The 26,407-nt window shown below is 65.1% G+C and carries 15 protein-coding genes; 9 read left to right on the top strand and 6 right to left on the bottom strand.

Annotation, left to right across the window (positions count from 1 at the left end; all coding sequences use genetic code 11):
- Window positions 1–39 precede the first annotated feature (39 nt).
- Entirely contained in the window at window positions 40–1,746 is a 1,707-nt protein-coding gene (locus tag R2834_14105) for an ATP-binding protein (GenBank protein ID MEZ4701466.1), read from the top strand.
- A 35-nt stretch (window positions 1,747–1,781) separates the two neighbouring features.
- Here the strand turns inward: R2834_14105 and R2834_14100 are convergent, their stop codons facing one another.
- Window positions 1,782–4,379: a hypothetical protein gene (locus R2834_14100; GenBank protein ID MEZ4701465.1), complete on the bottom strand. Its 2,598-nt coding sequence runs from the start codon at window positions 4,377–4,379 to the stop codon at window positions 1,782–1,784.
- Window positions 4,380–4,383: 4 nt separating this feature from the next.
- Window positions 4,384–5,502: a BamA/TamA family outer membrane protein gene (locus tag R2834_14095; GenBank protein ID MEZ4701464.1), complete on the bottom strand. Its 1,119-nt coding sequence runs from the start codon at window positions 5,500–5,502 to the stop codon at window positions 4,384–4,386.
- Window positions 5,503–5,774: 272 nt separating this feature from the next.
- Between R2834_14095 and R2834_14090 the strand changes: the two genes are divergently transcribed.
- The 4 genes from R2834_14090 to R2834_14075 all read left to right on the top strand — a co-directional run bounded on the left by R2834_14090 (window position 5,775) and on the right by R2834_14075 (window position 14,998).
- Complete coding sequence (locus R2834_14090; protein ID MEZ4701463.1) at window positions 5,775–9,107, top strand: VCBS repeat-containing protein; 3,333 nt, start codon at window positions 5,775–5,777, stop codon at window positions 9,105–9,107.
- Window positions 9,108–9,583: 476 nt separating this feature from the next.
- A complete protein-coding gene (locus tag R2834_14085; GenBank protein MEZ4701462.1) occupies window positions 9,584–12,604 on the top strand; it encodes a TonB-dependent receptor in 3,021 nt (1,006 codons plus the stop codon).
- A gap of 61 nt (window positions 12,605–12,665) precedes the next feature.
- Window positions 12,666–14,456, top strand: a complete 1,791-nt coding sequence (locus R2834_14080) for a RagB/SusD family nutrient uptake outer membrane protein (GenBank protein MEZ4701461.1) — start codon at window positions 12,666–12,668, stop codon at window positions 14,454–14,456.
- Window positions 14,457–14,587: 131 nt separating this feature from the next.
- Window positions 14,588–14,998, top strand: a complete 411-nt coding sequence (locus R2834_14075) for a hypothetical protein (protein MEZ4701460.1) — start codon at window positions 14,588–14,590, stop codon at window positions 14,996–14,998.
- A gap of 9 nt (window positions 14,999–15,007) precedes the next feature.
- Here the strand turns inward: R2834_14075 and R2834_14070 are convergent, their stop codons facing one another.
- The 3 genes from R2834_14070 to R2834_14060 are packed head-to-tail and all read right to left on the bottom strand — an operon-like array spanning window position 15,008 to window position 18,964.
- Window positions 15,008–15,532 (bottom strand): DinB family protein, encoded by a 525-nt coding sequence (locus R2834_14070; protein MEZ4701459.1) that lies wholly within the window; start codon window positions 15,530–15,532, stop codon window positions 15,008–15,010.
- A gap of 20 nt (window positions 15,533–15,552) precedes the next feature.
- Window positions 15,553–16,389 carry a hypothetical protein gene (locus tag R2834_14065; protein ID MEZ4701458.1) on the bottom strand — a complete coding sequence of 279 codons (837 nt, stop codon included), beginning with the start codon at window positions 16,387–16,389 and terminating at the stop codon, window positions 15,553–15,555.
- A 13-nt stretch (window positions 16,390–16,402) separates the two neighbouring features.
- A complete protein-coding gene (locus tag R2834_14060; GenBank protein MEZ4701457.1) occupies window positions 16,403–18,964 on the bottom strand; it encodes a DUF5916 domain-containing protein in 2,562 nt (853 codons plus the stop codon).
- A gap of 185 nt (window positions 18,965–19,149) precedes the next feature.
- Between R2834_14060 and R2834_14055 the strand changes: the two genes are divergently transcribed.
- Window positions 19,150–21,222: a response regulator gene (locus R2834_14055; GenBank protein ID MEZ4701456.1), complete on the top strand. Its 2,073-nt coding sequence runs from the start codon at window positions 19,150–19,152 to the stop codon at window positions 21,220–21,222.
- Between the two features lie 8 nt (window positions 21,223–21,230).
- Here R2834_14055 and R2834_14050 read toward each other — a convergent pair whose 3' ends face one another.
- Window positions 21,231–21,362 carry a hypothetical protein gene (locus R2834_14050; protein ID MEZ4701455.1) on the bottom strand — a complete coding sequence of 44 codons (132 nt, stop codon included), beginning with the start codon at window positions 21,360–21,362 and terminating at the stop codon, window positions 21,231–21,233.
- Window positions 21,363–21,510: 148 nt separating this feature from the next.
- Between R2834_14050 and R2834_14045 the strand changes: the two genes are divergently transcribed.
- The 3 genes from R2834_14045 to R2834_14035 all read left to right on the top strand — a co-directional run.
- On the top strand, window positions 21,511–24,126 hold the full coding sequence (locus R2834_14045) for an ABC transporter permease (GenBank protein ID MEZ4701454.1): 2,616 nt from the start codon (window positions 21,511–21,513) through the stop codon (window positions 24,124–24,126).
- A 251-nt stretch (window positions 24,127–24,377) separates the two neighbouring features.
- A complete protein-coding gene (locus R2834_14040) occupies window positions 24,378–26,087 on the top strand; it encodes a GMC family oxidoreductase (protein ID MEZ4701453.1) in 1,710 nt (569 codons plus the stop codon).
- A gap of 4 nt (window positions 26,088–26,091) precedes the next feature.
- On the top strand, window positions 26,092–26,407 hold a 316-nt coding region (locus tag R2834_14035; protein MEZ4701452.1), incomplete at its 3' end, for a gluconate 2-dehydrogenase subunit 3 family protein.

Genomic DNA, 26,407 nt, shown 5'->3' with positions numbered 1-26,407 from the left:
TTTTCGCGCGGTTCATCCGCCTTCCACGGCATCGACATCATGAGTCAGACGCCCGTCGAGCAGAAGCCCCCCATTGACGAGGAATATTCCCAGGCGATCGCGCGCATCGTCATGAACGTCGTGTTCGCGTCCATCGCCCTGTACCTGTGGATTGCGCTGGACCACGCATCGATGCGGGTGGCGGCCGGCCTGTGCGGCGTCTACCTTGTTTTTGCCAGCGTCTGGGCGGTATGGGTGAAGCGCCGGCCCGGCACCTATGTGTTCCGCCGCGCGGCCGTCATCGTGGGCGACCTGTCGATGGTCACGATGGTGCTGTATTTTGGAGAAACCATCGGGACCGCCTTCTACGCCGTGTACCTGTGGATCATCCTCGGGAACGGGATGCGCTACGGCGTGAATTATTTGCTGGCCGCGGCGGCCGTCGGGGTCGTCCTGATCCTCTCGCTGCTCGCGATCAGCCCGTTCTGGCAGGAAAACAAGGCGCTGTTGCTCGGCCTCGCCGCCGGCCTCGTGGTGCTGCCGCTATTTTACCGCACGATGCTCCACCGCCTCCAGGTGCTGAACGCGCAGATGGCGCAGCAGCTCGAGCGCGCGGAAGCGGCCACCCGGGCCAAAAGCACGTTCCTCGCCACGATGAGCCACGAGATCCGCACGCCCATGAACGGCGTGATCGGCATGGCGAGCCTGCTCGAAGAAACCGAGCTGACCGAGGAGCAGCGCGAAAGCGTCGAGATCATCCACAGCTCGGGCAACGCGCTGCTGGCGATCATCAACGATATCCTCGATTTCTCGAAGATCGAGGCCGGCAAGGTCGAACTCGAGGTCCAGCCCTTCTCGCTGCGGCAGTGCGTGAGCGAGGCGCTCGACATCATCGCGCACGCGGCGCAGCAGAAGGGGCTCTACCTCAAGCAGGCGTTCGAGCCCGGGGCGCCCGACTGGGTGGAGGGCGACATCACCCGTCTGCGCCAGGTGCTCGTCAACCTCACCGGCAACGCCGTGAAGTTTACCCACGAGGGCGGCGTGACCCTGGGCGTCCAGCCGGCCGGCGACGGCCGGCGGGTTTGCATCACCGTCGCCGACACCGGGATCGGCATCCCGCCGGACCGGCTCTCGCAACTTTTCCAGCCCTTTTCGCAGGCCGATTCGTCCACCACCCGCAAATACGGCGGCACCGGGCTCGGCCTGTCCATCAGCAAACACCTCGTCGAACTGATGGGCGGGGAGCTGTCGATCGCCAGCGAGCAGGGCGTGGGGACCACCTTTACGCTGACGGCCGTCCTGCCGTCCGCCACCGCTCCTCCCGAGGTCGTCGAAACGCCGGCGGTTGGCGCGGCAACGTCCGCGCGTGCGCTCCGCATCCTGCTCGCGGAGGACAACACGGTGAACCAGAAGGTGGCACTGCGCATGCTCGAACGACTCGGCTACCGGGCCGACATCGCCGCCAACGGGCTCGAAGTGCTCGATCTGTTCCGTCAGCGCGGCTACGACGTCGTCCTGATGGACGTCCAGATGCCCGAAATGGATGGCATCACGGCCACAAAACGGCTCCGCGCCCTCACCGACCTGACCCAGCCGTACATCGTGGCCCTCACCGCCAATGCGATGGGTGAGGACGTCGAGGCCTGCCTGGCCGCCGGCATGGACCGTCACCTGAGCAAACCCATCCGCCTCGAAAAGCTGGCCGAGGCGCTGGCCGGCGTGCCCTGCGCCGATGCGCCGGCCGAAGCCGCCGATGCCGCGTCCTGATCAGGCCCTCAGGAGGTTGAATGTGTCGGCACGCGCTACGTCGTCTGCGGTAAGCGGCTATACAATCGTCGGCGCGTGGCGAGCAGCAGCAGGCCGGTAGCCAGCAGCCCCGCCCCGATCGCGGCGAGGTAGCCCGGAATTTCGAGGGGGATATTCAGGTGCGTCGTGATCCCCATGATCCGCGAAACCATGCCGGGCAGCAGGAGCAATTCGTCGTTCAGCCGCGAGAGCAGGGCCTCGAAGCCGTAGGCGAGATGAAAGAGGCCATAGAGCCCCACGCCGGCGCCCGTGAGGGTCAGCCACCACCCCCAGCCCTGGAGGCGCCCACCCGGCGCCCGCTGCAGGAGCAGGGCCAGATGCGCCATGCCCAGCAGTCCGATGCCCCCGAACAGCGCCAGCCGAAAACCATCGCCCAGCCAGAAACGCAGCCAGAAATAAAACGGGCCGCGCACCGAAAGCGTGAGCAGGAGCAGGAGCCCCATCGCGAGGAGCGGCGCGACGGCAAGGCGATAGGCGCTCGGGTCGTCCCTGAACAGGCCGTACCGCAGCCCGAGGGCGTACAGCAGCATCGGCGCGCCGGTGGTGAGCGTGAACGCCGGCGCGTCAAAAAACGAGAACGCCATGACGGTGCCGGCGAGGACCCCGAGATGCAGCGCCATCCACCCGGGCAACGCGCCCCGGCGCCGGCTCCGCAGGGCTGAGATCAACAGGATCGCCGTGAGGAGCGCGAGGAACCGCGCGGCCCAGACGACCCCTTCGGTCCGCTCGGCCTGCCGCATGCTGCGATCCACGAGTTCGAAGTTGTAGGCGGGAAAATCCAGGTTGCCCTGATAGCCGGCGCGATGCCGGCGCTGCGCCTCCTTGAACGCGCCGATGGCCGCGTGCCATGTGGTGTAGGGGCCGGCGCCCCCGCGGTCGATCCATTCCCAGAAGGTCAGCGCGAACTGCTTGTGGTAGGCCATGGTCTCGAGCAGGTTTTCCTCATAGACCAGCGAAGCCGCCATCCCCGGCACCCACTCCCGGCCCTGCCGAATGTCCCCGGACACGTCGGCCAGCAGCGAGCGCATGTGGCGGACTTCATCCACCGTGGCGAACGCCTCGTCGATCGACGCATCGATGTCGCCGCGGGTGACGGCGTAGACATGGCTGAAGATGGACGTCGACGCCCCCACGATGTCCCAGTAGCTGTAGATCACCGGCGGCACCTCCAGCCCCATGCCGGTGACCGCCTTGCGGGCGAAGGCCGGGATGGTGAGGCCGCGCGCCGCGGTGGCGTGGGAGGAGAGCAGCAGTTCGGTGAGGGCATCGACGACGCGCGGATCGTCGCCGAAGACATCCGTCACCCAGGCGCGGGTGATGTCCTCGATCGGCCGGCCGGGATCGTCCAGCAGCCGCGCCGTGGCCACCACGTTCGCGTCGGTCCACAGCCAGAGGCCGTGGAACGGGTAGATCAACAACGGCCCGTGCCGCAGCGGCCCCCCGCCCTGCGCCCACACCCAGACGCCCTCGACGCGCGGATTTTCGGTCAGAAAACGGGTCAGCGCCGCCTGGTGCAGGGGCGCGACATAGTTCGGGAAGACCGTGAACGCCTCGAACTCCCGCCGGGCCTGCATCTCGACGATGCGGCGGTGCCGGCCTGTAAAAAGGGTCGGGTTGAGGGGGAGGTGGTTCCAGAAATCGCCCTGCGTGAACTTGGTCGAGACGATGAGATGATCCGAGTCGATGGCGTCCAGCACGGCGGCGTAGGCCTCGGGGCTCGTATGCATCCGGCCGACCTGCCCGACGCCGACCGACCAGGTCCGGAAGATGAGGGTCCGGTCGTAGGCCTCGGCCACATCGGTGAAGGCCTGGAGCATCTTCTGGACAGAGGAGATGCTGCGGACCCACAGCTCGCTCCGGTAATCCCATCCCTCGCGGTTGTAGACGCTGCCGGCCTCGCCGATGCGGATCATCATGCCGGCCACCTCCGGCATCCGCTCGAACAGCTCGGCGAGCCCCTGTCGGTACACCTCCCAGAAGGCGTCGTTTTCGACATCCGCACCGCCGAAGCGGCGGTCGAAGTAGGCCTCGAGCGGCGTCGTCAGCGCGACCATGTCGGTCGAGAGGATGACCTGGAGCCCTTTTTCCCGCGCGTAGGCGAACATCCGCCCATACGCGGCGCGCACCGCGGCGTGCCGGCGGCGGTACAGGCTCGAATCCGCATACACCGCGTAGCCGTCCTCCACCCGATCGAAATCCACATACTGCAAAAAGCCCGGCATCTCGATGGCGTTGAAGCCGAGCGACGCCATCCGATCCACGTAGGCCGTAAACTGGGCATATACCGGCTCGAAAGCATCCCAATCCACAAAAGGCGGCTCGGCGAAGATGACGCCGTCGAATCGCTTTTTGTTGTGCGAATAGTCGGAGCCCCAGTGGGCGCTGTCCGGCACGATGCCGACGCCGCCGAGGTCGATCATCCGGAAGGGGAGCGACGGGTAGGCGGCCTCGACGCGGACGGGCGCCATCTCGGGGAGCGTCTTGTCGGCGATCTCGATGGCGAGGTAGTCGTTGACCAGCCGGCCTGCCCAGACGCCGGCGAGCGCCCCGAGCAGCGCCAGCACGCTGAGCCGAAACCAGGATAGGGCACGCATGGCATTAATAGGCTTCATTCAGATCCAGGTAGTCGCCCGAGGCGTCGCGGCCGAAGGCGAAGTCCTGGCGGATCGTGACGCGCTCTTCCGTGAAGAGCAGGAAGCGGAGCCCGATGCCGACCGCCCATTTGGGCCGGTCGAAGGAAAAATCGGCCATCCGGCCGGCCACCTCGCCCACGCCGCCGAACACCGTCAAGCCGAGGCGCCACCAGATGGGGACGATCCGGTATTCGGCCTGGAGCACCAGGCAGTCGTTGTCGATATAGCGCATGCTGCCGTATCCACGCAGGTTCTCGCCGACGCCCGGCAGCATCCGGAACGGCAGCTCGCCCGTCGAAAGCGTGGCGATGGCCTGAAGCGCAAGGACGTGCCGGCCGGTCAGCGTCAGGTACTGGCGGAGATCCAGCGAATATCTGTCCAACCGGTAATCACTCCCGAGCACCCCGCCGTAGAAGGTCGCTGACGCCTGAAACAGGCTGCCCTTTGCCGGGAAGTTGACGTTGTCGCGCGTATCCCAGCTCACCAGCGCGCCGATCCCGGAGGCATGGCCGGCGGCGCTGCCGACGACCGCGCCATCCTCCAGCAACCCGCCGGCCTCGATGTCCACGATCTTGCCGTAGCGAAAGCTGTATTTGAGCCCCGCAAACAGGCCCGGATAGAGCTGACGCTGCGCCTCGAAGGTGAGGTCGGCCAGCCGTTCGGTGAACCGCTCCTCGGCCTCGGCGAGACTTTCGGTTCCGATGCCGTAAAACGAGGTCGGCCATTTTTTGAACGACCACTTGCCGGCAAGGCGCCAGGCGTTCCCGGGCAGCCAGATCTGCGGCCGAACGATGACGTGGAATTGCCGGTTCTGGGTGTAGTAGGCGTCGAGCCGCGCCGCGGAGGGACGCGTGCCGGGCGCCGTGTAGAAGATGTATTGCGGGAGCACCCCGAAGGCGAGCCGGGTGTCCGGCGAATTAAAGACGATGGGCAACAGCGCCCAGCGCCCGCCCCGTCGCAAGGAGTCGGCGCGTGCTGGAGGCGACGAGGAGCGGTCGTCCCCGAACGCCGGCCCCGGAAAGGCGGCGGCGGCGAGGCTGAGCGCGATAAGGATCCGGAGAAGAGCTGCAACGATCCGTGACATGCCTGCACCCTCCGCGCCACGCATCGTTCGCGCATCGCCCGTGGAACGACACATCGCGCAGCAGTTTGATAGGGGTAGGAGGAGAACCCTCCCATGCCAAGCTACGCCGGCGCCGGATGGGAGATGACAGGCCGAGACGCGCCGGCTCGCGGTGCCAGGGCGCGAACGGGTGTGCGACGACGCCTTACGCAGGCGGCCTTGGACCGGCACCGCCGCAGACGTTACCTTAGGGGTCGATCCGCCGCGTGACATCCCCCCACACTGCCCGCATCATGCCCGATTCACGGACCGCTTTTCTTTTCGGCTGCACCCTGCTTCTCGCGGCGGGCTGCGCGCCCGACGGCGCCGACGCCCCCCGCTCGACGCCGCCGGTCCAGGAACCGCTCTTTGCGCAACTGGTCCCCGCGCGCACGGGCATCGATTTCCAGAATACGCTGCTGGAGCACCCGTCGCCGTTGCGGACCGATCTGCTCAACGAGTATTTCTCCAACGGCGCCGGCGTGGCGGTGGGCGACGTCAACGGAGACGGGCTGGAAGATCTGTACTTCACCGGCAACATGACCTACGGCCGGCTCTACCTGAACCGGGGCGGGCTCACGTTCGAGGACGTGACGGAGGTTGCCGGCGTCGCGGGCCGCAAGGATACCTGGAAGACCGGCGCGGCAATGGCGGACGTCGACGGGGACGGGCGGCTCGACCTCTATGTGAGCTATTCCGGCGAGCTGCCGCTCGATCGCCGCGTCGACGAACTGTACATCAACAAGGGCAACGAGGCCGACGGCACGCCGCGCTTCGAGGAACAGGCCGCCGCATTCGGCCTCGCCAACCCGCATTCCACCAACCAGGCGCACTTCTTCGACTACGACCGCGACGGCGACCTCGATCTTTTCCTGATCGGCAACAATACCCCTCGCACCCCCTACCAGGACCCGATGGGCACGCGGGAAGAGCTCGAGAAGGACGACCCGGTGCACGGAAACCGCCTCTACCGCAACGACGCCGGCCGGTTTACGGATGTGACGCGGCGCGCCGGCATCCGCAGCTCCCCGCTCACCTATAGCCTGGGGGCCGGCGTGGCCGACCTCGACAACGACGGCTGGATGGACCTCTACGTCGGCAACGACTATTCGCCGCCGGACTACCTCTATCGCAATAACGGGGACGGGACGTTCACCGACGTGCTGGCGGATCGGATCGGGCATATCGCGAACGCCTCGATGGGGGTCGACGTGGCCGACCTCAACAACGACGGCTGGTCCGACATCGTCGTGCTGGACATGCTCGGCGCGACGAACGCCCGGCAGAAGACCCAGTTCGCGCCCAACGACCGGGACGGGTTCGACCGCTTCCTCGCGTCGGGCTTCCACGCCCAGTACACCCGCAACATGCTCCAGCTGAACACCGGCGACGGCCGCTTCAGCGAAATCGGACAGCTCGCCGGCGTGCACGCCACCGACTGGAGCTGGGCGCCGCTGATCGCGGATTTCGACAACGACGGGTGGAAGGACCTCTTCATCACGAACGGGATCCTGCACGACACGATCGATCGCGACTTTCTCGCCTTCAAACACCGGTACGTGCAGCGAAAACCGAAGCTCGAGCCGGCCGATATCCAGTATCTGATGGATGTCCTCCCGGCTACCGATCTGGCCAATTATGCCTTCCGTAACACCGGCGACCTGCGGTTCGACGACGCCTCCGCCGCGTGGGGGCTCGGCGCGCCGCTGCGGAGCACCGGGGCGGCGTACGCCGATCTGGACAACGACGGCGACCTCGACCTCGTCACCAACAACGTAAACGAGTACGCGTCCATCTTCGAGAACCGCGCCGAGCGGCTGGCGCCCGGCGCGTATCTCCAGGTCGTTCTGCATGGAGCCGGCGCCAACACCGCCGGCATCGGCGCGCGGGTGACGCTCTACGCCGGCGTCAGCCTGCAGGTCGCCGAGCAGATGCCCATGCGCGGGTACCTCTCCAGCGTCTCGCAGGTCCTCCACTTCGGGCTGGGCAACCGGGAGGCGGTCGATTCCCTGCGCGTCCGCTGGCCCGACGGCCGGTCGCAAACCCTCCGGAACGTCGCCGGTAACCGGCGGATCGAACTGCGTCAGGAAGAGGCCGAGGCGGCCGAGGCGGCGGAGGCGCCGGCGCCGCTGTTCGAGGCGACGCGCGCGCCCATCGACTTCACCCACCGGATGGCCGGCGCGGTCGACGACTTCCGCCGGCAGCCCCTGATGGTCGAGCCCGCCTCGTTCGACGGTCCGCCCCTCGCCGCCGGCGACGTCGACGGCGACGGCCTGCCCGACCTCTTCGTGGGCGGCGGCGGCGGGCAGGCCGGGCAGGTGCACCGGCAGCGCGCCGGCGGACGCTTCGAACGGCTGCCGACGCCCGACTTCGAAGCCGATCGCTACGCCGAGGACACCGCGGCCCTCTTTTTCGACGCCGACGGCGACGGCGACCTCGACCTGTACGTGGGCAGCGGCGGCTACGGCCTGCTCGCACCCGACGACGAGACGCTCCAGGACCGGCTCTACCTCAACGACGGACGCGGCCGGCTCACCCGCCGCCCCGACGCCCTGCCGGCGATGCGGACGAGCACGGGCGCCGTGGCGGCCGGCGACGTCAATGGCGACGGCGCGCTCGACCTGTTCGTGGGCGGCCGCGTCGTGCCCGGCCGCTACCCGGAGCCCCCGCGCAGCTATCTGCTAGTCAATGACGGCAACGGCCGCTTCGCCGACCGCACCGCGGACGCCGCCCCCGGGCTGGAGCGGCCCGGTATGGTCACCGACGCCGCCTGGCACGATCTGGACGGCGACGGCACGGACGAACTCGTCGTGGTGGGGTCCTGGATGCCCATCCGGGTTTTCGAGCGAGCCGACCGGGGGCTGGTCGATGCCACGGCGCGCTATTTCGACGCGCCCCGCTCCGGATTGTGGACCGCACTCCGGATCGCCGATCTGGACGGCGACGGGCGCCCCGACCTCCTCGCGGGAAACTATGGGACCAATACGCAGCTCCAGGCGCCGGTGGAGCTGTATTTCAGCGATTACGACAACAACCGCACCGTCGACCCCCTCCTCACCTTCCCCGTACAGGGCGTCCCGTACCCGTTTCCGACGCTGGAGGAGCTGCGGACGCAGGCGCCCTCCCTAGCTTCCCGCTTTCCCGATCACGGGACGTACGCGGGCGCAACCCTCGCCGACATCCTGTCGCCCGAACAGCAGGCTGCCTCGACGCCGCTCGAAGCCAACACCCTGGAGACGTCGCTCTTTCTGGGCACCGCATCCGGGCGGTTCGTGCAGCGAGCATTGCCTATCCAGGCCCAGTTTGCACCCGTTTTCGCGATCGAGACGCTGGATGCGGACGGCGACGGCGCGCTCGACCTCCTCCTGGCCGGCAACCTGAACGAAGCGCCCATCCGGCTCGGAAAAAACGACGCCAGCTACGGCGTCCTCCTCCGGGGCGACGGCGCGGGCGGGTATTATTACGTGCCCCAACCCGAATCCGGATTGGGGCTCCGGGGTGAGGTCCGCAGCATCGTCCGGGTGGGTGAAATGCTCCTGTTCGGCCGCAATCGGGGGACCCTGCTTGCCTATCGGCCGGCGCGGTGAGACGCCGGCGGCCGGCGGTCTTTCCCGGAGCGTCTGGCGGCGCATCCGCCAGCGAGTTTTTCTCGCTCGGAAGCTGGCATTTATTTAATTCAGTTCTTAACGTTTGCACAGATACGACGAAACGACCCTACCGTATCTCAACCCATTCCCTTTGCAAGCACGTTCCGCAAAGGCCCTCCACGTGCCGTCTCATTAGGCCCATCCATTCCGGGATCAGGCTTGTTCCGCTGATCGCGCAGTAGATGCCCGGCATCCACCAATCATGCCGGGATTGTGCTTCCGGAGTGCGCTTCCGATGAGTTGGTTTTGTATCGCTTACTTAAGGACAAACCCGTTCAACACACAGGCTTGCCATGCGAAAAGCTACACCTACGCCATGCCTCCACCTCCCATCCCGGCGGCACCACCAGCGAACGCTGATACCCGATGTCGGCAAAATCTGCGCTGCGCTGGTAGCGCTTTTATTCGTATTCGGAGTGGGAACGTCACCGGTTTTTGCGCAGCATCAGGTCTCGGGACGCGTCACCGACGCTGAAGACGGCACGAGCCTGCCCGGTGTAAACATTATCGTGAAAGGCACCAACATCGGTACGGCGACCCGTTCAAGCGGCGATTTTAACCTCACGGCCCCTTCGCCCAATGACACACTGCTGCTTTCGTTCGTCGGTTACGAGTTCCTGGAAGTCGCGATCGAAGGCCGCGCCCAGATCAACATCACGCTGGAGCGCAGCATCACCTCGCTGGATGAGGTAATCGTGAGCGTGCCGTACGGCACGCAGACCGTCGCGACGACCACGGGTTCGATCAGCCAGATCTCCGGCCAGGCGCTCGAGGCGATGCCCATGCCGAACCTCACGCAGGCCCTCCAGGGCACCGTGACGGGTCTGATCGGCGTGACCCCGAGCGGCTCACCGGGCCGGGACGACGCGAACCTGTTGATCCGCGGCGTCTCGACGCTGGGCGACAACTCCCCGCTGATCGTCATCGACGGTATTCCGGGGCGCCAGGGCGGCCTTTCCCGCATCAATCCGGCGGATGTCGAAAGCGTAACGGTGCTGAAGGACGCGTCGGCCGCCATCTACGGCTCCCGCGCGGCCAACGGCGTCATCCTGGTCCGGACGCGCCGCGGAACGGTCGGCAAGCCGCAGCTTGCGATCAATGTGGAACGGACGATGGCCTCGCCGGCCGTCATCCCCGAAATGGCCGACGCGGCGACGTACATGCAGATGCTGAACGAGATCGACATCTCGCGCGGCAACCCCGAGCGGTACTCGGCGGACCAGATCCAGGCGCATAGCGGCAATGTCGATGGCTCGTGGAGCACGTTCAACACCGACTGGTACGACGTGGCGATGAAGAGCCATGCGGATGCCTACAACGCCACCACCTCCCTCACGGGCGGCACCGAGACCTTCCGCTACCGCGCCTCGCTCGAAGGATCGACGCAGGAAGGCATCCTGGTGAACACCGGGGTCGGGTACGGCCAGGTGGGTTTCCGGAGCAACCTCGACGGAAATATCACCGACAACCTGACGCTCGCCTTCAACCTGCACGGCCGGCTCGAGAACCGCGACCGGCCGGCCTGGACGCGCGACATCGACCGCGCCGACTGGGAGCTGCTCCAGCGCGGCAAACCCAACGAGCCGGCGTTCTGGCCCAACGGCCTGCCCGGGCCGGCGCAGGAAAACGGCGTCAACCCCGTCGTCGCCGACCAGACCGGCTTCGACAACCGGAAGACGTACTATTTCCAGAGCAACATGACCCTGGAATACAACGTGCCCACCGTTCCGGGCTGGAGTTTCGACGGCACCGTGGCGTACGACCAGACGTTCGAAAACTACAAGCGGTGGCAGCAGCCGTGGACGCTGTACAACTGCTCGGCGGACTGCGCCGGGCCGGATGACCTCGTCGCCACGCGCGAAGGCGTCCCCGAGCCGCGGCTGACGCAGAACGACCTGACGGCGCAGGACATCCTCCTGCGCGCCACGACGCTCTACGAACGCACGTTCTCCAACGTCCACAACGCCAGCCTGCTGCTCGGCACGGAGTACCAGTCGTCCGAGAGCGAGTCGCTGTTCCTGTTCCGCCGCTTCTTCCTGAGCGATCAGGTCACCGAATTGTTCGCCGGCGGCACCAACGAGCAGAACCTGTCCGGCACCAGCACCGCCGCGGCCCGTCTGAATTTCTTCGGGCGCCTCAACTACAACTTCCAGCAGAAATACCTGCTGGAACTCGTCGCCCGCTACGACGGCTCGTACATCTTCCCGGAAGATGACCGGTTCGGGTTCTTCCCGTCCGTCTCCGCCGGCTGGCGTCTTGAGCAGGAAGACTGGTTCCGCGCAGCGACGGGCGACTTCTTCGACCGCCTCAAGCTGCGCGCCGCGTACGGGCAGACCGGCAACGACCGGATCGAACCGTACCAGTTCCTGTCCACGTTCGGATTCGGCAGCGGACCGTTCGTGTACGGCGACGGCCTCGGCCCCCGCATCTCGCCGACGCGCGTGCCCAACGAGCGCATCACGTGGGAAGTGGCCACCCAGTTCGACATCGGCATCCAGGGCGGTATCCTGGACGAACGCCTGTCCTTCGAACTCACCTACTTCAACCACTTCCGCGACAACATCCTGTGGTTCCGGAACGTGGCCGTCCCCCAGACGACCGGCTTCGCGCTGCCCCGCGAGAACATCGCCCAGGTCCGCAACAAAGGCTTCGAGGCTGAGGCGTCCTTCACGCAGCGCTTCTCCGAGAAGTTCACCCTGCACGGCGGGGCAAACATCACGTTCGTTGGCGACGAGGTGGAGTTCTTCGACGAACCGCTGGGCGTCCTGCCCTACCAGCAGAACACCGGCCGCCCCTGGAACACCGGCCTCTATTACCTGGCGGACGGCATCTACGACGATCAGGCTGAAGTCGATGCCAGCCCCCACTTCAGCGGTGCGCGCGCCGGCGACATCCGGTTCGTGGACTATAACGAGGACGGCGTGATCAACGGCGACGACCGGGTTCGTGTCGATGAAAACGGTACGCCCGACATCATCGGGGCCTTCAACATCGGCGCCGCCTTCGGCCGCTTCGACGTAAACCTCCTCTTCCAGGGCGCCGCGAAGGTGAAACAGTACGTGCTCTCGGGCGCGGTAGGCGAATTCGGTAACTACTTCCAGGCCTTTACCGAAGACCGCTGGACGCCGGAAAACACGGACGGCACCAACCCGCGCGCATGGAATCGTACCGAACCGTACTGGTCGAACCAGGCCAATACCTTCTTCCTCCGGGATGCGAAATACCTGCGCCTGAAGGTTGCCTCCCTGACCTATTCGCTACCCGAAAACGTGCTGACCCGACTCGGCGGCATGAGCCAGGCCATGGTGTACCTGAGCGGACGCAACCTGCTTACGTTCTCGCCGCTCAAGATCATGGATCCTGAACTCCGCAACGCCGCGGCCCAGGAATACCCCAACGAGCGCGCCATCACGGTCGGTCTGCAACTTGGATTCTAGGAATCGGATAGGAAGCGCCTCTGGCGCACCTGTCCCGACTCGGATAAACCAACGATATCCCATGAAAATCAGAACCTATATCCTCAGCGTAGCGCTCGGCAGCCTCGCGTTGATCGGGGGCTGCGACAGCCTGAACCTCGACCCGCGAAGCGAACTGAGCAGCAGCGCCGTATGGAGCGACGCCGCCCTTACGGAAGCGTACCTCAACCAGATCTACAGCGCCACGGGATACGGCTACGGAAACCCGCTTCCGGGCGCCGGCATCGTGGACGAGACGATCTACACGCACAGCAGCGACACGGACGCGAACCTGGCCTCGACGCTGACGCCGGAAAACCGCGGACAGTGGAACCGGACCAACAACCCGAACAACTCGTTCGAGCACCTGTCGTGGCAAAACGTGTATTCCTCGATTCGTGATCTCAACGTGTTCATCGAAAACGTCGATGCGGGCACGGTCCTACCCGACGCCGAGAAAACCGCGTTTCTGGGGGAAGCGTATTTCCTCCGCGCGTTCTTCTACCACAACCTGCTGAAGATGTACGGCGGCGTCCCGATCATCGAAACGGTGTTTGAACTGGGCGGGGATCTGGAGCAGTACCAGGTTGCGCGCAACACGTTTGCCGAGACCGTCGATTTCATCGTCGCCGACCTCGACCGTGCCGCGACGCGCCTCTCGCTCGCGGGCCGGCGGACCGGCGCCGCCTCCCAGGGCGCCGCGCTCGCGCTGAAATCCCGCGTGCTGCTGTTTGCCGCCAGCGACCTCTACAACCAGAACCCGTCAGGCTCCGAACTGACCGGCTACACCAGCGGCGACCAGATGCAGCGCTGGCAGGCCGCGAAAGACGCCGCCCAGGCCGTCATGGATCTCGGCATCTATAGCCTGGAATCGGCGCCTACCCCGGATGCCTACCACGACATCATCTTGCGGGGCGGCGGCTCGGAACTCATCTGGGCCCGGTACTTCAGCGGCACGGGGACCGACACCCACAACCACGGCCTGTGGGTCAGCCCGAACGGCTACAACTCCTGGTCCGGCGATACCCCGCTCCAGAACCATGTCGACGCCTATGAAATGGCGGACGGCTCCGAGTTCAGCTGGGACGACCCGGCGCTGGCGGCCAATCCCTATGCGAACCGGGACCCCCGCTTCGAAGCCAACATCCTGCACAACGGGAAGACGTGGCGCCCCCGCACGGGCGGTGCCACCAGCGTCGACCCGGTCGGCGTGATCCAGACCGGCTGGTATGAGGTATCCGGCCAGTCCAACCTGCGTCCGGGTCTCGACACCCGCGAAGGTCCCATCCAGAACTGGAACGGCACACGCTCCGGATACAACATGGCCAAGTTCCTCGACCGGAACCTCGTTCCGGACGCGCAGCAGCACTTCAATCCGTGGATTCATATCCGCTATGCGGAGATCCTGCTGAACTTCGCGGAAGCGTCGGAAGAACTCGGCCAGAGCGGCGACGCCTTGACGGCGCTGAACGAGGTCCGTTCGCGCGTCGGCATGCCGGATGTGCCTGCCGGCGGGAGCGGCGACGGACGCACTGTCCTGGACCGGATCCGGCAGGAACGTCAGATCGAGCTGGCGTTCGAAGGCCACCGCTATTTCGACGTCCGCCGCTGGATGACCGCGCCCGAAGTGTACACCGGGACCAACAACGGCATCCGTATCACCGGCCGGCTGGACCCTAACGGGGAGGTGCTCGTAACGGAGAAATACCGGTATGAATACCAGGTCGTGCCGCTCCAGAACAAAAGCTGGGACGACCGCAACTACTTCGTGCCGATCGACCGCGCCGAGATCGATCGAAATCCGGCTCTCATCCAGAATCCGGGTTATAACTGATAACGGCTTCCCCCGTGGCGCCCGTCGGGTTTCCGACGGGCGCTCGTATGGGAGTGTGGGTGCCGTGATGAGGGTCTGAAAAGATGCCTCGCATGCACCCACACTCCCATACGCATTTTTGCGGTATCCCCATGGCCACGCTCCAACGCCTCGTCCTGATCCTGCTCGCCGGCTGCCTGTCCGCCTGCTCCGGCGCCGCCGGCCTCACGATACGCGACGTGCCGGCAAACGGATACGACCAGACGCTCAACTACGAATTCCAGGCACAGGTCTACGAAGACGCGCAGGGAAAATGCAAACGGATGGTGGTCCGCGTCCGCCCCATCAACAAGGTGTACTGGAAAACGCCTCCGCCCGACCGGCTCCAGCTCTACGACGACGACTGCTACAGCCCCATCCGGTTCGAGCGCATCCAGTACCTGGCCGGCGGAGCCGGGGGCATCGTCCGTCTTTCGGGTCCGCAGGTGAACCTGTTCTGGAGCGAGCAATTTCGCCTGCAGGACGAACTGCTCGGATGGCTCTGGCGGCAGGGGATCGGCTGAGCGGTGCGCTCAGGTCGATGTGGCTCCCCACGCCGGCGCCGGCCGGCCCATCCAGATCCACGCGATGTAGTCCACCAGCGGCGGCTCGCCGCCCAGCTCCCGGAGCCGCTTGTTCACCTGGCCGCGATGATACAGGCTGTGCATCGCAAGCTGCGCCAGCGTGTCGCCCAGCGTCGTCATCTCCGCCTCCTTGCCCCGGCTGCGGGCGAAATACTTGACCCACGGCAGGGGATTCGGCGTCAGCAGGTCGTCTTCATCCAGTTCGTCGACCACCGCCACGATCCGCTGATGGATCGGGCGGCACCAGGCGTATAGCGGGGGCAACGAAGCAAACGCGCTCGCCTCCCGAAATACGACCTCGCGCTTCTCCCACACGCTGCAAAACGCGTCCTGGGTGAAGTGAATATGAAAGAGCAGCCCACGGATCGCCGCGTCATCCGCCGCGGCGTCGCAGGCCGACACGGCGTTCCATACTTCGGCGTCGGCCCATTGCATGTGGGTGTGGAAGTCGCGGATCAGGTCGAGGGTGTACATGCGGGATCGGGAATCGGGGGCTACTTCAGGATGGCGAAATCGGTCCATTCGAGGCTTTCGAAAATCTGGGCGGCCGCGCCCGATGACTCGGGCAGGTAGGTGCCCTCGACCTCGTAGGTCTTGAGTTCCTGCGCCAGATCTTTCAGCGGCGCGAATTCGTCTTTCAGCGTCTGGGTCTCCGAGGAGCCGGTCGGCCAGTAGCGGGCGCGGTCGGCGTCCGTCTTGATGGCGAAGATGAGCAGGTAGCGGCCGGCGAGTTCGCCACGGACGCCCTTGTAGTAGAGCAGATCCATGCCGGGAATCTTGTTGACGACGGCGGGATGCAGCTTGTCGCGCACGAAGCGCTCGAAATCCTCGCGTTTCTCGGGGATGATGTGGATGTAGTGCACGCCGAGCAGCTCGACCTGCGGGAGCTTCTTGATCTTGTCGGCGCCAATCAGTTCAAAATCCGTATACCCGCCGCTGGCAGCGATGTACTCCGGGGAAAGGGTCGTCGCCGGCCCGAGCTTCTGGCGGATGCTGTCGGAGAAACCCATCCCGGCGATGGCCGGCATCGAGGCCTGGCGCGCCTTCGCCGTCCGGAAGCTCCAGACCTGCCAGTACCGCCCCGCCCCCTTGCCCCGGTCCGCCCGGAAGAAGTGGGCTTCGGTATTTTTGCCGAGGCCTTTCCACGCCGGCATGACCCGCGTGAGCACGTCCTGCTCGAACGCCTCGGCGTCGATGCCGGGCTTGACGAAGGGCGTGTTCACGACGAGCACCTCGCCGAGCTGGACTTTCTGGGCCGCGGCCGGCGAAGCGGCGGCGAAAAGGACCGCCAGGGCGATCACGATACGAAGGAGGATGTGGTTGGCTTTCATGGGGTATGGGGCGTCAATTCAGGAACGCGTAGCTCAATTTAACCAAAAACACGTTCGTTGGAATAATACCGAATGTATCATCGATTTGCCCGCCTATCGAGCGGTCGTACGGCGAATCGAACCACGGCGCGAGCGGGTTGAGGACGTCGTCGGTGCGCCGGCCGTGGGTCCAGACGACAAACAGCGTCGAGCCCGGCCGGTATTCCCAGCGGAGCACGACGTTCGAGGTCAGCGTGCTGAACGCGAACTCGTTCCGCTTCGGGTAGGCATCGAACGGCACGAGGGTGTCGCGGTCGCGCAACAGTTCGAACGTGTCGTACCGCCCGCGCGCCAGAAAAAGCTGACTGTAAACCTGAACGGACAGCTTCGGTGTAAAGGTGACGGTGCTGCGCAGGGTGAGGTCCATCGAGCGGGTATCCCGCCGGCCGAAGACGGAGGCGTAGTACCGATCGGCCGCCAGGGGCGCCCGGCCGGCGAAGGCGGCATCGAGCTGGCCCCGGTCGTCGAAACGGACGAAGTCGGTCGACGCCAGATCCGGATTGCCGGACTCGCCGCCGATCAGCCAGCCGGTGTCCGTGTCGCGAAACGCCTCGTTGGCCGCCCAGGCCACCACATCGTCCTCCCAGACCCCGTCGACCGTGCCCGAGAGCGACACGCGCGAGCCCAGCGTGGCCATGCCGCCGAGACCGAAACCGTAGAGCCGGCCTCCGTTGTCGACGCGCGACAGCATCACCGAGGGCTCTACCTGCCACGCGCGCCGCTGGTCGGTGGCCACCTCCGCCTCGAATCCGAGCACGAAGGGTTTGACCCACGGCAGCTGGCCGCGTGTTTCGTAGATATCGTAGCCGCCGAACACGTTCTCGAACAGCGCCGACACGTTGAACTGCCGGAAGCCCTTGAGCAACCCCTGCAGCGAGAAATTATGGCGCTGCCCCAGATCGAGGCCGTTGCTGAGCGAGACCTGCTGCATCCCGAAGTCTCCGAGCGTCGCGCGGAGGAACGGGCCGAACGGCTGGCCTCCGTTGAGGTCGTAGGCCAGACGCAGCGGAAAGGCCACGTAGTTGTTTTGCCGGAGCAGCCCGATGTCCGTGATCACGAAGTGTTCGTCGAATCCCTCGGCCCCACCGAAGCCGGTGAACCGGCCGCGGCGTTTCCGCCAGAGCATCTTGCCGCCGAAGCCGTTTTCGGCGAACACATCGAATTCGGTCTGCCGGCGACGCGTCGTCCCGATAAAGCCTTCCACGCTGTACATGTTTTCGCGGAAGCGGAAGTCGTAGTCGATGCCGCTGAAGTAGCTGTGGAGCCGGCTGTCGTCTGCGCTGCCGGGCCCGCCGAAGCCGGTCACGATCGCACCAATGCGCGAGAAGTCGCCCAGCTGCTGGGTGACGCGGGCGACGCCGTATTGCTGCGACGGGTCGAAGTCGTCGCCGGTGGTCGCGCCGAGCAGCCCGAACGAGAGGCCGCTCTCGGTCCGCCCGGAGAGCTTCGCCGCCCCGATGATGGGGGCCTGCGCGCCGATGCGCCGGGTATAGGGCATCTGCGCGGGGCCCACGTCGAAGTCGTAAATCTGCATCCCTTCGAGGAAGAAGGGCCGGCGCTCCTGGAAGACGATCTCGAAGGCGGTGAGGTTGAGGACGGAGGGATCGGACTCGACCTGCCCGAAGTCGGGATTGATCGTGGCGTCGAACGTCACGTTGGGGCCGAGACCGACCTTGAGGTCGCCGCCGACATCGAGCGAGCGCTCGCCGACGCGATCCCCCGGCGACGCCGGATCTTCGTTGCGCTGGAGCCGGCTCAGGGTGTACGGGGTGATCTGGATGTTGCGCCGGGGATGGACGCCGTTGAGGTCGGTCAGCTCCCCGAACCGGGCGACGAGGTTGGTGCGCTCGCCGCGGGGGATGTAGGGCCACTCGGACTGCTCGCCGAGGCGCGGGATGACGCGGGTGAACTGGATGCCCCACGTCTGCTGCGGACGCTCCGGGAAACGGAGCATGCTGTAGGGGATGCGCATCTCGACCGTCCAGCCGTCCGGACCGATGCGCGGCGTGGCCAGCCAGATGGCGTCCCACGACAGGTCGCCGCCCGGGTTGGCGGCGTTCCCGAGGCCCGAACGCCGGTTGCTCGTCTGGATGGCGTCCATCTGCACGCCGGCGGCGTTGACGCCGAACGTGTAGGCCGTCTTTTTGTCGAAATACGAGTCGATCGCCACGAGGAACCAGTCGGCCCGGTTGTACTCGTCGCGCCGGCCGAGCGCCGCCTCGATGGCGGCGGGATTGTCGTCGAACAGGGTCGCGCCGACGTACAGGCTGCTCGATCCGTACACGACCCGCACCTCCGTCCGCTGCCCCGACGCCGCGCCGTCGACGGGTTCGAACTGGAGAAAGTCGGTCACGACCTCCGCTTCGGCCCATACCGGCTCGTCGAGGAAGCCGTCGACTTCGATGACGGCATCGCCGGCGGGGTGGGCGCGTAGCGAACGCGCGGGATCCTGGGTCTGCGGTGAAACGGCAAGCGCCGGGCCGGCGCAGCAGAGCGCGAGGCCGAAAACGTAGATTAGAGAGGCGGGGTAGGTCATGAATGCGCACGCAGAATGGTTTGCAAGCGAGCGTACCAAAAAAAGCGCTTTCCGTTGTTAAATGCTTGATAAACCTTGCAGGACGTCTCATCGACATTTCATCAACGCATGCTTCAGAACCGTGGCGCACGGTCGATCCTACTAGCACTTATTCTGCTCGCGCACTACGTGAGGGGCCGCCCCCGATGGCAACACCGATAGAAAACCCTTCGAACGCGCCGGCTCTGGACGATCCGCGCAGCCACATGAGCCACCTCGCGCAGGTGGTCACCCGCCTCCCGCACTTCATTTTCTGGAAAGATCGCAACTCCGTCTACTGGGGCTGCAACCAGCTGTTTGCGGAGATCGCCGGATTATCGTCGCCGGAAGAAATTATTGGAAAAACCGACCACGACCTTCCCTGGGCCGGTGAAGTGGCCGACTCTTACCGCAAGGACGACCGGCGAGTGATCGAAAGCGGAAAGCCGGAATACGAAATCATCGAACCCCTCCGCCGGGCGGATGGGAGCCTGGCCTGGCTCGTCACCAACAAAATCCCCCTCACGGACGCCGCAGGCAACGTCATCGGCATCCTGGGCACCTTCGAGGACATCACCCAGCACAAGGATCAGGCGGACGAGCTGCAGCGATTCCGGACGAAGCTGAAGCAGGTGATCAGCGAGCTGGAAGAAACCAATGCGCGACTCCTGAAGGCGGACCTCACGAAGAGCCAGTTCCTGGCCAACATGAGCCACGAGATCCGCACGCCGATGAACGGCGTCATCGGCATGACCTCGTTGCTGATGGATACGCCGCTCACGGATGAACAGCATGACTATGTAGAGATCATCCGTACGAGCGGTGAGTCGCTGCTGACGATCATCAACGAGATCCTCGACTTTTCGAAGATCGAAGCCGGCAAGCTCGTGCTGGAGCAGCAGGAATTCGACGTCAACACCTGTGTCTCGGAGGCCCTCGACCTCGTCTCGGCGGCGGCATCCGCCAAGGGGATCGAACTCCTCTACTATATCGATCCCTCCGTGCCGCCCGTGGTGGTGAGCGACATCACGCGGCTTCGCCAGATCCTGGTCAACCTGCTTTCCAACGCCGTCAAGTTTACGGAGCGCGGCGAGATCCTCGTCAGCGTGACCGCGCGCCTGCGCGAAAACGACAGGTATCGCTTCGAGTTTGAGGTCAAGGATACCGGCATCGGCATCCCGGCTGACCGCGTTGGCGTCCTGTTCGAGGCGTTCAGCCAGGTGGACGCGTCGACTACGCGCAAGTACGGAGGCACCGGCCTCGGCCTGGCCATCAGTTATCAGCTATCGAACCTGCTCGGCGGCGACATCCGGGTCGAAAGCGAACCCGGCCGAGGCTCGACGTTCCGGCTGAGCATCGTCGCTCCGGCTTCCGGCGAACCGGCCGGCAACGACATGGCCTGCCTCACGGGCAAACGGGTGCTGATCGTCGACGACAACGCGACCAACAGGCGGATCCTGGTCGAGCTGACGCGTTCGCGTGGCATGCATCCGGTGGCGGTGACGTCCGGTGTCGAAGCGCTCGCCCAGATCAACGCCGGCTCGGGCTTCGACGTAGCCCTGCTCGATTTTCATATGCCCGAGATGAGCGGGCTGGCGCTGGCGCAAACCCTGGCCCATCACGCCTGGGCCAGCACACTCCCCCTCGTCATGCTCAGTTCGATCGGGGAACGCCAGGCCGATACGGACGACCTCATCCCGCACTGGCTGACCAAACCGGTCAAGCCGGATCAGCTTTTCCGCGTGCTCTCGTCGATTTTTGGCGAGACGCCCCGCGCCGGCGCGAAAACGGTGGCTCGGCTGGAGTCGGACGCACCAGGCCGGCTGTCGGCCCTGCGCATCCTGCTCGCGGAGGACAACGTCATCAACCAGAAGGTCGCCACGCGCATGCTGGAACGGCTGGACTGCCGGGTCGACGTGGTCGCCAATGGCCTGGAGGTGCTCAATGCGCTCGAACAGCTCCGCTACGACGTGATTCTGATGGATATGATGATGCCCGAAATGGACGGGCTGGAAGCGACGCGGCAGATTCGGAGCCGGCCGCATGCCCATCAACCGTACATCATCGCGCTGACGGCCAACGCGATGGAAGACGATCGGAAGAAGTGCCTGGCCGCCGGCATGGATGCCTACCTCTCCAAACCCATCCGTGCCGACCAGCTGGAAGCGGCGCTCGTACATTTTAGCGAAATCCGGCTGGATCAGTTCGCCGGCTCGGCCGTGGACGCGTCCCCAACCTGACCTGCGCCTCATTCGACACGCGGCCCCATCGTGTCCGGTTTGCCCTTGAAGCCGAACCCTAGGAGCCGGCCATCGTCGCCGGCGTCACCACGCAATTCGTGGACACGAGCCGGCTCACGGCGTCGTACTACACTCGCCATGACATACGTTTGCACCCGGCGTGTTTTATTTATTACCTTTTCAGTAACATATAGGATTCGCGGCCGTACCCCTGCCTGACCGTCGCGCAGCGGGACCAGAAGCTCTCGGCCGGCGAGACGTCATCCCTGATGCCGACGTACACCGCCTATGCCGACGCCACCGTCCCTCGCCCGCTGGCTGCTCCTCACCGTGCTCCACCCTGTCGACCGAGCGCACGTGCTCGGCGATCTGGAGGAGACGTTTCGCTATCAGTTCAGGCGAGTGGGCGTCCGGCGCGCGCAACGCTGGTACTGGCATCAGGTCCTCCTGTCTTTTTTCCCGCTCTTGATGCGAGCGTTATACTGGAGCATGGCCATGTGGAAGAACCACCTCAAGATGGCGCTGCGCGCGCTGGGCAAACACAAGGGGTACGCGCTCGTCAACGGGCTGGGGCTCACGGTCGGGCTGGCCGGCTTCATCCTGATCGCGCTGTTCGTCCGGTTCGAGCTGAGCTACGACCGGTTCCACGAGAAGGCCGACCGCATCTTCCGGATCGCGAAGGAAGACCCCGATTCCAATTACCTCGGGACCAACCAATTCACTGTGACATCGGCGCCGCTCGCGCCGGCGTTGATGGACGAATTTCCGGAGGTCGAATACGCCACGCAGCTCGTCCCGGTCGACGCGTTGCTCCGCATAGCAGACGCGCGATTCAGCGAGAAGGGCCTGTATGCAACCGCGCATTTTTTCGACGTGTTTTCCTTCGAGCTGGTGGCCGGAGATACGCGCACGGCGCTGGCAGAACCCGGCTCGATCGTCCTGACCACCTCCCTCGCCCGGGCCTATTTCGGGGCGACGGATCCGATCGGCCAGACGGTCACGCGCCTGGAGTCGGGCCGTTCGCACTCGCTGACGGTCACCGGCATCGTTTCGGATCCTCCTCCGAACAGCCACATCTCGTTCGATTTTTTGCTCTCCATGCGCTCGTGGGATCGGTATGTAGAGCACCTCGCCAGAGGCGACTGGGACAGCAACAATTATCGCACGTATGTCAGTCTCCAGCCGGGATCCGATGTATCGGCGTTCGCGACCAACCTGGTGGCGCTGGCGCAGGACAGACTGGGCGAGATCGCGTATTACAAGGAGCAACCCGGTCGTATTCCGATTTACTTCCCGCAACCGTTGAAGGACATCCACCTGCGTTCGCATCTCAATTTCGAGCTGGGAGCCAATGGCGACATCCGGTACGTCTACCTGTTTTCGTGGATCGGATTCCTGATCCTGCTCATCGCCTGCATCAACTACATGAACCTGGCCACGGCGCGGTCCGTGATGCGGGCCAGGGAGGTGGGCGTGCGCAAGGTCATGGGGGCCAGGCGGGCCCAACTCGTCGGGCAGTTCTTGACGGAAACCATGCTGATCGCCGTCGTCGCGGTGGGACTCGCCCTGCTGCTCGTTGCGCTCTGCCTGCCGGCCTTCAACGCCCTGACCGCGCGTGAAATGTCATTCGCTTCGGGAGACCTGGACAAACTCGTGTTGACGGGAGTGGGTCTCGCCCTGCTTGTCGGCCTCATCGCCGGCAGCTACCCGGCGCTTTTGATGTCCGGACACGCCCCGCTGGGCGTGATGAAGGGCATCGTCGCCGGCAGGATGAGCGGGGCATCGTTTCGCAACGCCCTCGTCGTGGCGCAGTTCGCCGCGACGACGGTGCTTCTCGTGGCGACGATGGCCATGAGCCGGCAGATGCGCTACATCCAGACGGCACAAACCGGTGTCGATCGCGAGCATGTGCTATCCATCCCGATCGAGGATCCGGCCGCCAGGGAGCGCTACCCCGCGATGAAGTCCGCTCTGGAATCCCAACCGAACGTGCTGGCCGTGACGGGTGCCTGGTACAATCCTACACAGATCTCATCTCAATCCGGCACGCGTACCTGGGAGGGATCGCAGGAGGGCGATCACATCTCGGTATATCATATGCCCGTGCAGCCGGAGTTCTTCGACCTGTTTCGCATGGAACTCGTGGAAGGCCGTTTCTTCGGCGCGGACAGTGCAGCAGGGGCCGCGAACGCCATGGTGATCAACGAAACGATGCGGCGGCAGCTCGGGTGGGAGACCGCCGCAGGGAAATGGTTCACGTTCCGGAATCAACAATTCCAGATCGTCGGGGTGATGAAGGATTTCAATTTCCTCTCGCTCCACCAGGCCATCGAACCGCTCGCGTTTTACCCGGGCATCCCGAGGGATGTCGAGCGTGTGCTGGTCAAGGTGCGCCCGGATGGCCTCCCACAGACCCTCTCTGCACTCGAGAAGGCGTTCGCAACGTTCTCCCCCGAATATCCCTTCGCGTATGAGTTCCTGGACGACGCCTACAACAAGATGTACGAGACGGACGTCCGGCTGAGCCGCCTCATCGGCTACTTCACGGCGCTGGCGCTGTTCATCGCGTGCCTGGGATTGCTCGGGCTCACCACGTTCGTGGCGTCGCGGCGAACGAAGGAGATCGGCGTGCGCAAGGTGCTTGGTGCCTCGCTGGCCGACATCCTCGTGTTGCTCTCGATGCACTTCCTCAAGCTCGTCGCGTTCGGCTTCCTCGTCGCCATCCCGCTGGCCTATATCGGGGTGCGGCGCTGGCTGGAAGACTTCGCGTTCCAAATCGACGTCGGCCCCGGGTTGTTCGCGCTGGCCGGCGCGTGCGTGGCGTTCGTCGCCCTCGCCACGATCAGTATCCAGTCGGTCCGGGCCGCGCAGGCGGATCCGGTGGAGAGCCTGCGGTACGAATAGACGTACCCGGGCCACCGCAAGCTCGAAAAGAAGCGTGGAACGTGCGGGGGTATGGGAGTATGGGGGCTACTGCCGTAAGCCCCCACGCCCATACTCCCAAACCACCACATCCGGTCTTGCGCTCGGGCGACGAGCATGCGATCGCCCCCAGACTTCCTCTCTCCTGCGCGACAATTTGCACGCTCCGTGTTACATTAGATCCACGTTCCCTATCGACCCTATGCACGCGGGACTGGATACGCGGTACCATCATGCCAAATTACAACATCGACGCCAGGCAGGACATGACCTACGACGCCATCGTCATCGGCTCCGGAATGAGCGGAGGATGGGCGGCCAAGGAACTGTGCGAGGCGGGGCTCAAGACGCTCGTCCTGGAGCGCGGCCGCATCGTCGAACCCATCAAGGATTTCCCCACGATGAACCTGGAGCCGTGGGACTTCGAGCTGCGCGGAAGCCTCACGCCCGAGCAGAAGAAGAAACACTACAAGGGCATCCGAACGGGGTTCATCGGGGCGGCGAACGAGATGTTTTACGCCGACGACGAAGAGGATCCCTATACGGAAGTGAAGCCCTTTCTGTGGGTCCGCGCCCATCAGATGGGCGGGCGCTCGCAGCTCTGGGGCCGGCAAACCTACCGCTGGAGCGACCTCGACTTCGAGGCCAACGCGAAGGACGGCCACGGCGTCGACTGGCCCATCCGGTACCGGGACATCGAGCCGTGGTACACGTACGTCGAGAAGTACGCCGGCATCAGCGGCGAGGCGCTCGGCCTGCCGCACCTGCCGGACAGCCACTTCCTCCCGCCGATGGAGCTGAACTGCGTCGAGCAGGACATCCGGGCCCGCATCGAAAAGGCCTTCCCGGGCCGGCACATGACCATCGGGCGCGTGGCGCACCTGACGGAGCCGATGAACGGACGCGGCAAATGCCAGTCCCGTAACAAATGCAGCCAGGGATGCCCGTTCAGCGCGTTTTTCAGCAGCACCTCCGTCACCCTGCCGGCGGCGAACGCCACGGGCAACCTCACCGTCCGCCCCTTCTCCGTCGCCCACTCGATCATCTACGACGACGCGAAGGGGAAAGCGTCCGGCGTGCGGGTGATCGATGCCGAGACGGGCGAAATGGTGGAATACTTCTCCCGGATCGTCTTCTGCAACGCCTCCACCCTCAGCACGACGCGCATCCTGCTGAACTCTACCTCGAGCCGCTTCCCCAACGGCATGGGCAACGACAGCGGCGAACTGGGGCACAACCTCATGGACCACACCTACCGCGTCGGCGCGATAGGCCGGTTCGAGGGGTACGAGGACATGTATTACAAAGGCCGCCGGCCCAACGGCATCTACATCCCGCGCTACTGGAATGTGGATGAAAAGAGCCGCTCGGATACGTTCGTCCGTGGCTTCGGCTACCAGGGCGGCGCCAGCCGGGCCGGCTGGGGCGGCGGCGCCAACGTGGACGGCTTCGGCGCTGCGTTCAAGGACCAGCTGCTCACCGACCCCGGGCCGTGGACGTTCTTCATCACCGGGTTCGCCGAATGCCTCCCGTATCACGACAACCAGGTGACCCTCGACACCAACAGCCTCGACAAGTGGGGCCAGCCGACGCTCGCGATCGACTGCGAATACCGGGACAACGAGCTGGCGCTCAACCGGCAGATCGAAGTGGATGCGGTGGAGATGCTCGACAAAGCCGGCCTGCAGGACATCGTCGGGTTCAACAACCGCCACGAACCGGGCTACGGCATCCACGAGATGGGCACGGCGCGGATGGGGCGCGACCCAAAGACCTCCGTCCTGAACGCCACGAACCAGATCCACGCCGTCCCCAACGTCTTCGTGACCGACGGCGCCTGCATGACGTCCAACTCCTGCGTGAACCCCTCGCTCACGTACATGGCGCTCACCGTGCGCGCGGCGCACCACGCCATCGACGAAATGAAAAAAACCAACCTGTAAGGCCATGCAACGACGAGAAGCACTCAAAAAAACGGCCCTGCTGGGCGGCTCCGCCGCGCTGTCGACCTCGCTGCTCGGCCTCCTGCAGTCCTGCCAGCAGCAGCCCCGCCTCGGCTGGCAGCCGACCTTCCTGAGCGAGGATCACGCCCGGCTGGTTTCTTCGCTGGTGGATACCCTCCTGCCGGCCACCGACACGCCGGGCGGGCTGGATGTGAAGGTGGATATGTTCATCGACCTGGTGATGGGGAAGATGTACGACGCGGCCGGCCAGCAGCAGGCTGTGGCCGACATGGATGCGTTCAACGCGCGCAGCGCCTCCC

Source organism: Rhodothermales bacterium (genome assembly GCA_041391505.1).
Classification (GTDB): Bacteria; Bacteroidota; Rhodothermia; order Rhodothermales; family JAHQVL01; genus JAWKNW01.
This window is presented reverse-complemented; position numbering and strand designations above follow the sequence as displayed.

What these genes read in the sequence shown, in the direction of transcription:
- R2834_14105 (MEZ4701466.1), top strand. Translation starts at nt 40, where the DNA reads ATGAGTCAGACGCCCGTCGAGCAGAAGCCCCCCATTGACGAGGAATAT.
- R2834_14100 (MEZ4701465.1), bottom strand. Translation starts at nt 4,379, where the DNA reads ATGCGTGCCCTATCCTGGTTTCGGCTCAGCGTGCTGGCGCTGCTCGGG.
- R2834_14095 (MEZ4701464.1), bottom strand. Translation starts at nt 5,502, where the DNA reads ATGTCACGGATCGTTGCAGCTCTTCTCCGGATCCTTATCGCGCTCAGC.
- R2834_14090 (MEZ4701463.1), top strand. Translation starts at nt 5,775, where the DNA reads ATGCCCGATTCACGGACCGCTTTTCTTTTCGGCTGCACCCTGCTTCTC.
- R2834_14080 (MEZ4701461.1), top strand. Translation starts at nt 12,666, where the DNA reads ATGAAAATCAGAACCTATATCCTCAGCGTAGCGCTCGGCAGCCTCGCG.
- R2834_14075 (MEZ4701460.1), top strand. Translation starts at nt 14,588, where the DNA reads ATGGCCACGCTCCAACGCCTCGTCCTGATCCTGCTCGCCGGCTGCCTG.
- R2834_14070 (MEZ4701459.1), bottom strand. Translation starts at nt 15,532, where the DNA reads ATGTACACCCTCGACCTGATCCGCGACTTCCACACCCACATGCAATGG.
- R2834_14065 (MEZ4701458.1), bottom strand. Translation starts at nt 16,389, where the DNA reads ATGAAAGCCAACCACATCCTCCTTCGTATCGTGATCGCCCTGGCGGTC.
- R2834_14060 (MEZ4701457.1), bottom strand. Translation starts at nt 18,964, where the DNA reads ATGACCTACCCCGCCTCTCTAATCTACGTTTTCGGCCTCGCGCTCTGC.
- R2834_14055 (MEZ4701456.1), top strand. Translation starts at nt 19,150, where the DNA reads ATGGCAACACCGATAGAAAACCCTTCGAACGCGCCGGCTCTGGACGAT.
- R2834_14050 (MEZ4701455.1), bottom strand. Translation starts at nt 21,362, where the DNA reads ATGGCGAGTGTAGTACGACGCCGTGAGCCGGCTCGTGTCCACGAATTG.
- R2834_14045 (MEZ4701454.1), top strand. Translation starts at nt 21,511, where the DNA reads ATGCCGACGCCACCGTCCCTCGCCCGCTGGCTGCTCCTCACCGTGCTC.
- R2834_14040 (MEZ4701453.1), top strand. Translation starts at nt 24,378, where the DNA reads ATGCCAAATTACAACATCGACGCCAGGCAGGACATGACCTACGACGCC.